The following is a 12683-nucleotide window of genomic DNA, read 5'->3' as shown; positions in this document are numbered from 1 at the left end:
GCTCTAACCGTCACTTGATGCAAATATTACGGTTCTTATTTTTGATAATGAATCTTCGAGTTCGGAAATATCATGTTTAATCGCGAACCGTAATCCACCTAATTCACGCAGTCCTTGATGTTTTTTCACTCTACGTTCAATGGTCGTGTCTTCTGGAAATGAATGTTTATATTCACTTAATATCTGATTATAAAAGTCTACTCCCAGATAACCTTGCGTTGCCAAATCTTTTGCAGGGTCACCTATAGTCATATCACTAAAGTCGATAATACCCATTATACCTGAACATAAATCATCAACCAAAGTGTTTCCATACCATAAATCTCCGTGGCACAAAACGAAGCGATGGAAAAAAAACGAAAAGGAAGAATTGGAATTTCAAGTCGATCTTGCGGAGTACAACAATACCTCGAAATGGGTTTTACCGGTTCCGTCTACTTTCATGATTGATGAGAGCGCCATTATCCGCTCCGCTTATATCAATCCGAATTTCATGCAGCGTCAAAGCCCGGAGGAAATTTTGCGAGAGCTAAAAAAGCTGTAACGATTTTTGCATCATTCATTTGTGAGCAGAATAATCGATTATGGTAAGAACAAGTCTGATGAAGCGAGGCTTTAAATTGGATATCACATGTATAATTATCTTGCCGTACGATAAGACTTGACATATCCATATATGCTGGTGATACGGGAGACTTATATGGCTGGGTTCAGCTACAATCGGAGCGGGCGGGCGCACGAACAGGGCTGCATTCCCTGCTCGTGCGCCCGCTTAAGGCTTCCGTAAAACGGATAGGCGAAGGATCTTCCCGTATTGCGAAAGGGGAACTCGAAACGCGAGTAGTAGACATGGGCTTGAAGAAATTCAGGGAACTGGCCCGCCAATTTAATATGATGGGTGAAAATCTTGAACAAAGCTTCCGGCAAGTGGCGGAAAAGGCGAAGTGGGAGCTGGTCGTGTCTTGATTCAAAGGTCCTCGAAATTTCAACCTTGCTTATTATCGAGCTCCCAATGATATGATAATAAGGAGGAGACAAAGATGAGTGATTGCAAAATTCAAACTTTAACATTGGGTATGGGTTGCTTCTGGAGCCCTGACGCTTTGTTCGGACAATTAACCGGAATAATAAGAACGCGTGTAGGCTTTGCTGGAGGAACTACAGATCATCCGACTTACCGACAACTAGGAGACCATACCGAAACAGTCGATATGGATTTCGATTCTAGTATCGTAAGTTTGGAGACCCTATTGAATGTGTTCTGGAGCAGCCATAATCCAGTGAATATAAACGATTACAAAGGCCAGCAGTATAGATCTTTGATATTATTTCGTGACCCCACACAGAACAATGTAATCCGAGAGGTCAAGAGAACCACCGAGGAACGAGGACAAGGAATACTGGACACCGAGGTTGCTCCCTTTACCGTGTTTTATCCTGCCGAGGATCGACTTCAGAAATATTATTTGAAACGGTATCCAGATGCGATTAAAAAACTGAGAACGATCATTCCAACCGATGAAGAACTGACGAACGCAACCTTGGCTGCACGCTTAAACGGTCTGGCTAAAGGTTATACCAATCTAGAGAAAATTATAAATGAAATCCGAACTTGGCAGATTAGCGGAGAGGAACAGGAAGAGATCATCCATCTAATCAAGCAGATAAAATGGTGAGGGATGTGAGCCCCCCTAATCCTCCAACTTAGTAAAAAACCGGCGTAGTTTAATGGATCTTCAAGCAAAATTGCTCCAGGTAGGAAGAGAAACTGACCATATTCATTTTCATGTATGTGTTGTCCCCTTCCAGCTTGCTCAGTGCTTAAATGAGCAGTCCATGATCATAGTCATGAAAAAAAAGCGTAAGTTCGAAAGGGGAATTCACCTCAGAACTTGCGCTTTTTGGTTCATTGATGCCCGATTGAGGAAATTGTGGGTAAGCGAAGGCCATCCGACCTGCAGGCTTACTTACTGTAAGCCGCAAAGCAGAAAAAGCCTGAATTCTCGGTTTTTCTTGATTTGCGTTTCAAGTAGGGGTCACGCCAACATAACGCGAAAACGTACGCTAAGCTTCCATATCCCCCAAAAATCCGGATTTCCCGTACGCTAAGGGAATCCGTTTTTTTCAATGAGTTTGCTGTAACAGTCCGCAGCGACTTGATCCCGTTACTGGATACCACAACGCTTTTTCCCGTAGCCGCCGCCAGTACCCATCCAATGGCCGGACTGGACGACGTACAGATCAATGCCCGCCGTCCTTGATCAGTCGAAATTTTTTGTAATTCCACCCATGTATAAAAAAAGAGTTTTTTACAAAAAATAACATGCTACCATAGAAACATTTGGACACTTTAGCCAGGAAGGATTTCTTCGCAATGATAACAGAATTTAAAAACCTCGATCAATTATTAAAATTATCCAGACAATCGAGTGACTTTAAGACAACAGCGATTTTACTTGGTAAACAAGAAGTGAGTATTTTCTATTATAGTACCTTAATCGATGCGAAGTGGATGCAGCAACATTTGATTCTTGTGTTGCAAAATCGCTCATTGGATTCAGAAATCAAGGAAATTGAGGATATTAAGGCCTGGCTTCCCATTAATGATATAGAGATTACCGACGAATTAACAAATATTCAATCCAAACTGCTGAAAGGTTATGCGATCGTTCTACTTCATGAAAACGATCAAAAGTGTGCATTGGTTAATTTAGCCGACAATCATGGATTGCGAGAAAACAATGAGACGGAAAACGAGTTTAGCGTCGTCGGCCCTAAAGTCGGTTTCATAGAGGACCTGGATACAAACATCGGTTTGCTAAGAAAACAAATCAATCTCCCAAACTTGATTATAAAAGAAATAATCGTTGGAACAACTTCAAAAACAAAAGTCGCAATCATTTATATCGATGGGTTGACAAATGAACAGAATATTCAAACTGTTGAGCAAAGGCTTACTGATATTGATTACGATGTCGTGTTTGATTCGTCCATTCTGGACCAAATAATGTCAGACAATTCTATGACGCCATTTCCATTGTTTGTATCCACGGAACGCAGGGAACGAGTGGTGTTTTCACTTATTAGCGGGCAAGTCGCGGTGATTTGCGACGGATCACCTTATTGTGTTACAGGACCCTCTACATTGTTTGATTTTTTTATTTCCCCGGAAGATTATTATTTGCCATGGATATTGGGTTCTTTTTTTCGATTGATTCGAATCTTTGGTGTCATTTTTTCGCTGTTTAGCACGTCAATGTATGTTGCGATAACCACATATCATTATGAAGTCATTCCAAAAGATTTGCTTAGTCCCCTTATTTTTTCCAGACAAAACGTTCCATTTCCGCCCTTCTTTGAAGTGCTTTTTTTAGAAATAACCATTGAATTTCTTCGGGAAGCAGGGGCCAGATTACCAACAAAAATTGGACAAACCTTAGGTATTGTCGGAGGAATTGTTATCGGTCAAGCTGCGGTCGCAGCAGCTTTAACAAGTAATATTTTACTAATTCTTGTCGCGCTATCGGCTTTAGCCTCATTTACGACACCGATATATAAGATGTCAAATACGATACGATTTTTACGCTTTCCTTTCATCATTCTGTCAGCGATATGGGGGGGAATTGGCTTATTTATCGGGGTGGGTTTTCTGTTCATCCATATTATTCGTTTAAAATCATTAGGCTCTCCTTACGCTGTTCCGATTTTTCCTTTCAGAATTATGTCTTTTAAAGACAGTTTTATACGTTCATCTTTTCAAATTCTGAATAAAAGACCTCAACATTTAAGACCAAAATCTTCAGTTAAGTATGTGCCTAAACCAGTTAAACGGAAAAATATCATAGATGAAGAATAAATTATGGAAAGAGGGCCATTATGTATAGGAGGAAAATTTTTCCTATTATCATTTTGTGTGCAGTTTTATCGGCTTGTGCCGATCAAAAAATTGTGAATGAGATTTGTCTTGTCCATGCAATTAGCTTTGATACCGTTGCGAATGGAAAAAAAATCGGTGCTCTAATTTCTCACTTTAAAGAACAGGGAAAAACAGAACTTGACGCTTTATATACGGAATCCAACACTGATATTTCTCTGCCACGACTAAATACGCGGACAAATGATCCCATTGAAAGGGGACAGCTAAGGATGGTGTTATTCGGAAAAACGCATGCAGAAAAAGGGACTGGGACTGTAATCCATCATTTTCTCCGCGATCCTAAATTTCCATCGAAGCTTCAGCTTGGAGTCGTGGATCGGGACGCTTCGGAACTGTTGGAAATCACCAAAAAATTCTCTGAACCGTTTTTTTTATCGGATATGATTGAGCAAAACATGAGAAACGGAAATTTACCGTTGATGAACCTTCATGTATCCTTGTTTAATTATTATGGTGAAGGACGAGACATGTTTTTGCCGTATTTTAAAATAGGGCGAGAAGGAGCTGCGGGAAGCCGCGGTCACGGAGAAGTGAAAATCGATGGTCTGGCTTTATTTAGAAGTGATCGAATGATAACCAAAATTAGCATGAAGGACGCTTTCTTATTAAAAATGCTTATTCAGAACTCGAAGAATGGTAACTACATGGTTCCACTTGCAGGAAAAGCATCAAACATACAGGGTGAAGATTTTATTTTATTGAGAAGCATGCATTCAAAGGCAAACTATATTGTGAACAAAGCTAATCCAATCCCTTCTATTTCAATTCGGTTGAAATTGGTGACGGAACTTCAGAATGTCCCGGATTGGGTGGATTTAAGATCAGATGAGCAGCTTACACAGCTTGAAAAAACGATGGAGTCTTATTTTAAAAAAGAAATTGAAAAATTCCTTTCACTATTGAAAGAAAATAAGGTTGATCCAGTCGGCTTGGGCGACTTAGTAAGAAGTCAGTCTAAGAATTGGAGTGCCCAAGATTTTGAAAAAATTTATCAAGTAATAAAAACAACAGTAAGTATTCAGGTTAAAATTGCTAATACTGGCAGTGCTTGAACGATATCTGGAAGTACAGTTTAGTGAGGTGTTTCGTATATGAAAAATCCTGTTGACGAAAAATACTTAATATCTCCCTTCTTAATTGTTCCTCTAATGTATGTCAGTATGGTCGGGGTCGGAGTTCTGAATTTCCAACGAGAATTGGCCGAACATGCCGGATATAATGCTTATATATCTGTTGTTTTAGTAGGGGTTAGCATTCATTTAATCTTATGGATGATTTATAAAATTTTAGGTTCTAATCAAGAAGGTCTAGATGTAACTGCAATCAACAGTACATGTTTCGGGAAAATTGCAGGGAACATAATCAATTTCGCAATTGTTCTTTATTTTTTTTTCGGAGCTTATATTGAATTCAAAGCCTATATTGAAGTTATTCGTCTCTGGGTGTTTCCCTCAATGAAAATTTTACCCATGAGCACCATTTTGGTGTTGCTTATATACTATACCGTATCCGGCGGGTTTCGGTCCGTTACCGGACTAAGTTTTTTGGGATTACTAATTACACTTATCTTTATTTTACCAGAGAATTTGTTAGTTTTGCCGTATGCACATCCGTTAAACTTGATGCCTCTTTTTAACCATTCAATAACCGACATATTACTCTCTTCTAAAAGCATGCTATATCAATTCATGGGATTTGAAGCTCTTCTACTCTTTTACCCATTCATTAAATCACCGGAAAAATCTCAAAAATGGGCACATTTGATGGTATTTCTGGTTACATTAATGTATTTGATGTTAATAATCAATACGTTTATGTATTACAGTGAAGGGCAGCTGCGCGAAATCTTTTGGCCGACGCTTGATATGCTCAAGATTATTGAGGGACCTGTGTTCCAGAGAATAGAATATCTGGCAATTTCAATATGGTTGATAAAAATATTAGCGGGCATATCTTTAGGCTTATGGGCGGCATGCCGAGGAATGAAAAACGTTTTTCAGATCAAACCGCATGCGAGCCTGCTTGCTTTTCTGGTCGGAATTTTGATATTAGAGTATTTTTTGAAGGACCGTAGCATATTTCGATGGATTTCCGAGTTTTATTCAGACGTCGGACTTTATTTTATTTATGGATATATCCCGATTATGTTCGTAGTCACGCAGGTAAAGAAAAAATGGAATAAGGGGTAGTAGTAGCACAGCTGATACCACCCGCAAACTAATGAATTATAATGCAGCCAGGTTGTTTAGTAAATAGTCACAAACGGGGCAAATTGATCCGTAAGATGGACACTTTGATAAAAAGTGCCCCTTTTGCGGGTCATTTGTGTTTTAATCGAACTAGAGGAATTGAGCGAGGTATTGAATTATGGATAAAACGAGAGACGGTCCAAAAATATTCAGTACGCAAGAGATTAATCAACTTGTGCGCTTATAACCGGCTTCCTGTTTATCTTGGAATGTTCTTTTTAAACCGATCCATCACGGCCTGAATATAGGCTGGACGCGCTCCCCATCTGCCTAGAACATCTCCGGACCCATTCAAGAAAACCGCGCTCGGCTGCGCTCTCCCGCCATCCGTGAGAAAGAGATCCATGGTTTCCATATGCTTTTCCATGAGCAACACTTCAGTGGAAATGCTGCTTTGCTCCATCACTCGAAACAGTATGGGGACGTTCCAGATGACGTCCGGGCACCAATCCGTGCATAGAATCAAACAGTGCAGGTTGGAGCGATTGTTTAAAGCGGTAAAGAATGCTTTCTCCAGATGACGTCCGGGCACCAATCCGTGCATAGAATCAAACAGTGCAGGTTGGAGCGATTGTTTAAAGCGGTAAAGAATGCTTTCTGGTCTTCTTGCGTCCATGTGAAATTCTCGTAAACGGAGATAAACTGCTCTTTGGTATTCGGGATATTACTGTTTTCTATCACCCGAATCTGCATATCATCCATGTCCACATATATCCCTTTTTGTTTATGATCCCAATATTTGTTATTAAATGCCTGTTCTGAGCCGTTATTTTGGGTCACTTCATATTGCATTGGCCTAAGCTTCTGCTTTAATTGATCCAGATCCTTCGAGAGAGCATCTCCTTTAATACAAATTTCGTTCATTCCTATTTTAATTTACCACCCAATTTGACATAGGGGGAGCGAATAATGGCGCTCTCATCAATCATGAATGTAGCTGGAACCGGCAAAACCCATTTCGAGGTATTGTTGTACTCCGCAAGATCGAGTCCGATACCTTCCATGATGTAGTTTACTGTTCTCCTGAAATTGTATATAACGCCAGAACAATGTAATGTAGAAACAGATGTTATCAGTCAACTTTATTTTAACCTGGATGGCAGAAGGAAATTCGCTCAATTTATAAGATGCATTGACATCATGATCCTTATAAAGCATGATGTATGGACAAAAACTTCAATAAAATTGAGTTACCTTTTCCCTAAAATGGAGGATTGTTACATGGAGGAAAACCAAATGAATAAATTATGGTATTTATCTCAAATCAGCATTTTTGAAGAAATGACCAGTGAAGAAATGAAAGAAATTGATTTACTAAATACTATTCGCCATTTCAATTGGGTACAGAAAGACGCATTGGTTCAAACACCTGATAACATTCTCAAAGGTTTTTCTTTCGTCAAAGAAGGCAAGCTTAAAGTATACAAATTAAACGACAGTGGGAAACAGTTCACTCTAGGTATATTGACTCATGGGAACATATTTGGGGAAATCAATTCCTTCTCGTTTGGTACTAAAGATGTTTACATTGAAGCCATAGAACCAACACTGGTTTGCTCAATATCCGAAGCACAATTCGACCGGCTTATGATAAGCAGACCGAATCTGGCGTTGAAATTTCTAAAAGCGGTCAGTGAACGGTTGAAGGAAAGAGAAGAACAGTTAGAACAAATTGCATTTAATGGTCTCCGCGAACAGGTGATTCATCTGTTGACGATGCTTAGTTCAAAGTTTGGTATCATCGTAGATGGTTTTGCTTTAATCGATCTCCCTCTTACGCACCAAGAGATAGCCAACATGCTTGGTGTAACTCGGGAAGCCGTCAGTGGAGTCATGAGTGGGCTTGTGAAGGATGGAGTTATCAAAACGTCTCGTAAGTCTGTTCAGTTAGATGCCGCGATGCTAACCCGATCCAAATAACCTCAACAAAGGGCGGCTGCAGACTGCAGTCGTTCTTTTTAATAAACTCATCATTGTCGGCGGGGCGCTGCTGGCGCACGGAAGCTTCCCGCTCAGCTGGCTCAGCATTAACGTCTCGCATCGCAATATTCTCTTATGAATGTGCGTACGCAATATCGGCATAAAGCTGCTTATCATGCCCGCAAGCAATGCCGGTATGAAGGAAGTCCAAGCGTAGCTCACCTCATTCGGTTTTATCAAAGGAAATTTGAGCGGGACCGGTTTCACTATCAAATTTGGGTATATAAAAACCGGAAGCGGGTGCGCCTCCGGTCGTTTTTATATATGAAAGGCTATAAGAACCTGTAAGCGTATCACTTCAGACTTGTAATCGCCTATGCATAATCTAAATAGACTCCCGGACGTTCTTAGGAAGGCTTTTAACAATCAAATTGTAAGAGTGATCAATCATTGCAAAGATATCCGACTCTGGCAAAGAACCCTCGAGAATAATCGTATTCCAGTGTTGTTTGTTCATATGATACCCCGGTCGAACGTCCTCATGCTGCTCTCTCAAGTTTTGCGAAATCACCGGATCGGATTTTAGGTTCAAGTACCCTTTTTCCTCATAAAAAAGAGCGAATATTTTACCTGCAATTTTTATCGCGAGTGGATCGGATCCCAAGGGATAATCCTTAATCGCTCCTTTTTTGTTTAGACAGTATTCGATGAAGTTATTTTTCAAACCGTCTCATCTCCTTCGTAAATGACATCGTATAGTCCATGCCGTTAACTTAAACCGTCGGCAAGCATGGATGATCCAGTGTTTGTTAGCCAATCAATTGAGCACCAGTAGCTTTAATATCGTTCATGATACGCCCATATGCCTTTAATTGGTAATTGCAAGATGGACACGGATTTTAAATTGTTTCCTTTAGGCCAAGCTGTTGAGCGACAGGAGCGCTAATCTGTGATTCCTGTTTCCGTTTTATTGCAATCAATAACATACCGGCAATCGTCATGAGTCCCCCGAGCATCTGCGACATCTCCAAAGCATGCCCCAAGATAACCGAAATAATTGCTGTAAAGACAGGAATCAGATTCATCGTTATGCCGGCCTNCCGAGCATCTGCGACATCTCCAAAGCATGCCCCAAGATAACCGAAATAATTGCTGTAAAGACAGGAATCAGATTCATCGTTATGCCGGCCTTGCTCGCACCTAGTATCTTTACTCCTTGATTCCAAAAGATAAACGAACCGACTGACGGGAATACCCCCATGTATATAACCCCTACGATCCCCAAAGAAGTGATTTTGTCGAAGTGAATCGGCTGAAAAAATAAAAAAGGAATCATCAGAATAGCACCGACCAGCGCAATCATCGCAACCAATGTCACAGGCGGAATGCCTTTTGCTTTTTTTAAAAGCAATGAATAAGCAGTCCAACATAAGACGGCCAACAGCATGATCGCATCGCCCTCGTTATACTGAGTATGAAACAACTGCAACAGGTTGCCTTTCGTCAACACAATCAGAACACCAATAAACGAGGTGATTAATCCAATGACCTGAAAGGCACTTACTTTTTCTCTCAGGAAAATCAACGAAAAGAGCATAATCAAGCCAGGTGCAAGGGTAGTAAATAGAGCGCTGTTCGTTGCAGATGTGAACTGCAATGAAGCATACGAGAGATAGGTGTAGAGCACAATGGATAAAGCAGCTAGCAAAATGATCAACACCCAGTTATTCCTCCATATTTGACCCCATGAAGGCTTCTCAATAAATTGGGCAATGGGAATAAGAAGAATCAGTCCGACGACCCACCTTAGAAAGACTGTCCATTCAGCAGGAAATTCAGCTATAATCAATTTTCCAAAAATGATATTACCGGCCCAAAACAGATTAGCCACGATCAGAAATGTCCAAGCCTTATATTTCACCATATTTTTCACCTTCACTTTTTTTGTTTTGCAGATTAACTTGTCGTTAGCTACAATAGCTCTAAAATCGCTAGATCAGAACGAATGGAATCGTGAACTTCGGAAAAGGGAAAATTTCAAGGTCAGTTCCAGAAGCCTTCAGGCTACAACTATCTGAGTTTTCGGGAATTGGCCGAAGCTAGCGCGGATATCCTTATTTAAATAAAATGGGATATTATGTTATTAAACAAAGAGACTGTCATTGAGACAGCCTCAAGGTTAAGTTTATTTAAAAACTTTTATACGTTCTTGTACCGRATTAAATTTCTTTTCACCTGCTGCGGCAGACGGTTTACCGAACGGCATTTGGGCAATCAGTTTCCAGCTTTCCGGCAACTTCCATTCTGCTTTTACCCGTTCATCAATCAATGGATTGTAATGCTGTTATTAGCATTACTACCAATGGATGTTCCCAAATGGNCTTGGCATGCCGATCCGTTTGAACAGCCATTAACTCAAAGCCATCCGGTTGAAAACTTGTCATGTTGTTCACCCAAGAGCAGAACAACGCGGGTAGTTTGATTGTTAAACGCCGATGGTGTATGTTTAACGGTTTCCTCGATTATTTCTTGGATAGTTTGATCCGAAATTGGTGATTCTTTGCTAATTCCATAAATGGAGCGCCGTTCGCGTAGTGCAGTGAATAAATCTTTCTCCAAGTTTTCCATGATACCTCTCCTTATCATATTTTTCGATTTTCAATCTTCCAAATTCCTGTGTCCACGGGAGACAAATTTATTATAACCATTACAAAAAAAAAGTTATGTGAAGTAAATTACATACTTGAATCGATCTTAGTGTGTAAGGGAAATTTAGTTTAATTTAATCAGGGAACAGGAGCGATTTAAGACAATACGTCACATGGTTTTTCGCCGTCAAGGGCTACACGACTGCGCCGGATCATCGAGCTAAGCATCTCAAGGTGCTGCTCGAGGCGAACGTCGTCACGATGGAGAAGCAGGCGAAGCATCGCATCTATCGACTGAATCCGGTGGCGATTTCCAAAGTGGAAGAGTGGACCAGAAAGTATCGATTGATGTGGAGCCGCAAGTTTGAAAAGTTGGACATTTTGCCCCAGGAGCGCATGAAGAAGCTGAACCGCAAACCAAATGAAGTGAACGAAGAACGCGCGAGCAAGGCCGGCATAACGATGAATCTGATTCCTGTCTTTACAGCAATTACTTCGGTTATCTTGGGGCATGCTTTGGAGATGTCACAGATGCTCGGGGGACTCATGACGATTGCCGGTATGTTATTGATTGCAATAAAACGGAAACAGGTATCACAGATTAACGCTCCGTCACTCAACAATAAGACCTAAAGGTATGCCGAAATAATCAGATAAAACACTACAGTCTTCTGTAAAGTAAATTACATACGGGATTCGATCCATATGTTAATTTATAAGAGGAGAATCACCTGATATAGGCATGAAAATGAAATTGTTAAAATGATAAGGGAGCGATGGAATTATGTCACAATATCAAAGCTTAAAAGATGAACTTGAATCATTACAAAATCAGGTCAATGGAAATAACCCTAATGCTGCGGTGGCATTTGAGAAATATATTCAGTATCTTCGAGATCAAGGTGTCGGGAATGGATTGAAAACCGGAGATAAAGCTCCCGATTTTAGACTAGAAGATGCTTCGGGAAAGTTAATTACTCTATCTGAAGAATTGGTCAAAAGCGCTGTCATTCTTATATTCTACCGGGGCGAATGGTGTCCATTTTGCAATTTGCAATTAAAGGCATATGAGCGCATCATGAAAGATATTAAAGCTGCCGGTGCTCAATTGATTGCCATTAGCCCACAAACACCGGATCATTCGCTCTCGACGAAAGAAAAAAATGAACTGAGTTTCTTCGTTCTTAGCGATACGAATAACGAAACAGCGGAGAAATACAACCTTAAATTCAAGATGCCTGATTTTATGCATGCCAATCTCACTATGCTCGCCCAATATAATGGTGACCATTCCTTTGAACTTCCGATTCCAGCCACCTATGTCATCGATAAAGAGGGATTCATTATCGGATCATCCTCGGATATAAATCACAGAACGCGAATGGAACCGTCCGAAGTATTAGAACTAGTTCGATTCTTGAATCAAGGTTGACTATATCGTAAATCCTTATTTATGCAAAGTAACGACTTGTGGAAGTTGTGTAGTCAAATCATTTTCTCGTATAAGTCGTAAAGTCATTAGGAGGATTGATAATTCTGATGAACAAGCTATGGTATTTATCGCAAATAAGCATTTTTGAAGAAATGACACATCAAATTGAGTAAATAGAAGGAAGGTTGATTTAACATGATAGGAACGGAGAGTAAAAAACAAGAAATTTTAAAAGCTTACCAGTTGAGACGTGCTTGCAAGGCATTTGATACCAACAAAAAGATTTCGGATGAAGATTTTCACTTTATTTTGGAGACTGGAAGATTGTCTCCAAGTTCATTTGGCTTCGAGCCGTGGAAGTTTGTCGTGATCCAGAATGCAGCTCTTCGCGAAAAATTAAAACCTGTATCTGGCGGTGCCACGGGACAACTGCCCACTGCCAGCCATTTTGTAGTTATATTGGCCAGAAGAGAAGAAGGCTTACGGCCTGACTCGGT

The 12683-nt window shown here is 40.4% G+C and carries 14 protein-coding genes and 4 pseudogenes; 10 read left to right on the top strand and 8 right to left on the bottom strand.

All coding sequences use genetic code 11. From position 1 onward, the window contains the following. Positions 1-3: 3 nt before the first annotated feature. A complete protein-coding gene (locus ASD40_RS17900) occupies positions 4-336 on the bottom strand; it encodes a phosphotransferase family protein (RefSeq protein ID WP_082562279.1) in 333 nt (110 codons plus the stop codon). Between the two features lie 34 nt (positions 337-370). Here ASD40_RS17900 and ASD40_RS37265 point away from each other — a divergent pair, with 34 nt between their 5' ends. The 3 genes from ASD40_RS37265 (at position 371) to ASD40_RS17890 (ending at position 1676) form a co-directional block, all read left to right on the top strand. Next, a complete protein-coding gene (locus tag ASD40_RS37265) occupies positions 371-544 on the top strand; it encodes a hypothetical protein (RefSeq protein ID WP_200957429.1) in 174 nt (57 codons plus the stop codon). A gap of 218 nt (positions 545-762) precedes the next feature. Next, positions 763-966 carry a HAMP domain-containing protein gene (locus ASD40_RS39240; RefSeq protein WP_057304551.1) on the top strand — a complete coding sequence of 68 codons (204 nt, stop codon included), beginning with the start codon at positions 763-765 and terminating at the stop codon, positions 964-966. Positions 967-1040: 74 nt separating this feature from the next. Then, positions 1041-1676: a peptide-methionine (S)-S-oxide reductase MsrA gene (locus ASD40_RS17890; RefSeq protein ID WP_057304550.1), complete on the top strand. Its 636-nt coding sequence runs from the start codon at positions 1041-1043 to the stop codon at positions 1674-1676. Between the two features lie 287 nt (positions 1677-1963). Here the strand turns inward: ASD40_RS17890 and ASD40_RS37260 are convergent, their stop codons facing one another. Next, entirely contained in the window at positions 1964-2245 is a 282-nt protein-coding gene (locus ASD40_RS37260) for a hypothetical protein (protein ID WP_156390072.1), read from the bottom strand. A gap of 129 nt (positions 2246-2374) precedes the next feature. On the opposite strand from ASD40_RS37260, the gene ASD40_RS17885 reads away from it, so the two are divergent. From ASD40_RS17885 to ASD40_RS17875, 3 genes are read left to right on the top strand one after another with little or no spacing between them, the layout of a single operon-like run. After that, the gene (locus tag ASD40_RS17885) at positions 2375-3856 is read left to right on the top strand and encodes a spore germination protein (protein ID WP_057304549.1); all 1482 of its coding nucleotides are present in this window, start codon (positions 2375-2377) and stop codon (positions 3854-3856) included. Positions 3857-3876: 20 nt separating this feature from the next. Then, positions 3877-4989, top strand: a complete 1113-nt coding sequence (locus ASD40_RS17880) for a Ger(x)C family spore germination protein (RefSeq protein WP_057304548.1) — start codon at positions 3877-3879, stop codon at positions 4987-4989. 39 nt (positions 4990-5028) lie between these two features. After that, positions 5029-6126: a GerAB/ArcD/ProY family transporter gene (locus ASD40_RS17875; RefSeq protein ID WP_057304547.1), complete on the top strand. Its 1098-nt coding sequence runs from the start codon at positions 5029-5031 to the stop codon at positions 6124-6126. Between the two features lie 259 nt (positions 6127-6385). Here the strand turns inward: ASD40_RS17875 and ASD40_RS39110 are convergent, their stop codons facing one another. Together ASD40_RS39110 and ASD40_RS39415 are read right to left on the bottom strand one after the other, a co-directional pair. Then, on the bottom strand, positions 6386-6802 hold the full coding sequence (locus tag ASD40_RS39110) for a thioredoxin family protein (protein ID WP_442952679.1): 417 nt from the start codon (positions 6800-6802) through the stop codon (positions 6386-6388). A gap of 131 nt (positions 6803-6933) precedes the next feature. Then, positions 6934-6978, bottom strand: a pseudogene (locus ASD40_RS39415) (hypothetical protein); the annotation flags it as partial. A gap of 444 nt (positions 6979-7422) precedes the next feature. Here ASD40_RS39415 and ASD40_RS17860 point away from each other — a divergent pair. After that, positions 7423-8106: a Crp/Fnr family transcriptional regulator gene (locus ASD40_RS17860; protein ID WP_063860398.1), complete on the top strand. Its 684-nt coding sequence runs from the start codon at positions 7423-7425 to the stop codon at positions 8104-8106. Positions 8107-8491: 385 nt separating this feature from the next. Here the strand turns inward: ASD40_RS17860 and ASD40_RS17855 are convergent, their stop codons facing one another. The 4 genes and pseudogenes from ASD40_RS17855 to ASD40_RS38675 form a co-directional block, all read right to left on the bottom strand. Further along, the gene (locus ASD40_RS17855; protein WP_057304543.1) at positions 8492-8830 is read right to left on the bottom strand and encodes an MmcQ/YjbR family DNA-binding protein; all 339 of its coding nucleotides are present in this window, start codon (positions 8828-8830) and stop codon (positions 8492-8494) included. A 376-nt stretch (positions 8831-9206) separates the two neighbouring features. After that, positions 9207-10030 (bottom strand): DMT family transporter (locus tag ASD40_RS39410; RefSeq protein ID WP_442952678.1); only part of this gene is annotated, 824 nt, incomplete at its 3' end. A gap of 261 nt (positions 10031-10291) precedes the next feature. Continuing rightward, a pseudogene (locus ASD40_RS38680) lies at positions 10292-10486 on the bottom strand (hypothetical protein); the annotation flags it as partial. Between the two features lies 1 nt (position 10487). Next, a pseudogene (locus tag ASD40_RS38675) lies at positions 10488-10725 on the bottom strand (nitroreductase family protein); the annotation flags it as partial. A gap of 290 nt (positions 10726-11015) precedes the next feature. On the opposite strand from ASD40_RS38675, the gene ASD40_RS17835 reads away from it, so the two are divergent. The 3 genes and pseudogenes from ASD40_RS17835 to ASD40_RS38670 all read left to right on the top strand — a co-directional run. Next, positions 11016-11387, top strand: coding sequence for an EamA family transporter (locus tag ASD40_RS17835; protein ID WP_057304539.1), 372 nt, complete (start codon positions 11016-11018; stop codon positions 11385-11387). Positions 11388-11538: 151 nt separating this feature from the next. Continuing rightward, complete coding sequence (locus tag ASD40_RS17830) at positions 11539-12186, top strand: peroxiredoxin-like family protein (protein WP_057304538.1); 648 nt, start codon at positions 11539-11541, stop codon at positions 12184-12186. Between the two features lie 195 nt (positions 12187-12381). After that, positions 12382-12683 (top strand): annotated as a pseudogene (locus ASD40_RS38670) (nitroreductase family protein); the annotation flags it as partial.

The organism is Paenibacillus sp. Root444D2 (assembly GCF_001426375.1).
In the GTDB taxonomy this organism is placed as follows: Bacteria; Bacillota; Bacilli; order Paenibacillales; family NBRC-103111; genus Paenibacillus_E.
The sequence above is the reverse complement of the archived record's forward strand: the minus strand, read 5'-3'. Positions and strand labels throughout refer to the sequence as shown.

Coding starts and splice junctions, on each gene's coding strand:
- ASD40_RS17835 (WP_057304539.1), top strand. CDS start 11,016: ATGGAGAAGCAGGCGAAGCATCGCATCTATCGACTGAATCCGGTGGCG.
- ASD40_RS17885 (WP_057304549.1), top strand. CDS start 2,375: ATGATAACAGAATTTAAAAACCTCGATCAATTATTAAAATTATCCAGA.
- ASD40_RS17875 (WP_057304547.1), top strand. CDS start 5,029: ATGAAAAATCCTGTTGACGAAAAATACTTAATATCTCCCTTCTTAATT.
- ASD40_RS39110 (WP_442952679.1), bottom strand. CDS start 6,802: ATGGACGCAAGAAGACCAGAAAGCATTCTTTACCGCTTTAAACAATCG.
- ASD40_RS17890 (WP_057304550.1), top strand. CDS start 1,041: ATGAGTGATTGCAAAATTCAAACTTTAACATTGGGTATGGGTTGCTTC.
- ASD40_RS17860 (WP_063860398.1), top strand. CDS start 7,423: ATGAATAAATTATGGTATTTATCTCAAATCAGCATTTTTGAAGAAATG.
- ASD40_RS17830 (WP_057304538.1), top strand. CDS start 11,539: ATGTCACAATATCAAAGCTTAAAAGATGAACTTGAATCATTACAAAAT.
- ASD40_RS17880 (WP_057304548.1), top strand. CDS start 3,877: ATGTATAGGAGGAAAATTTTTCCTATTATCATTTTGTGTGCAGTTTTA.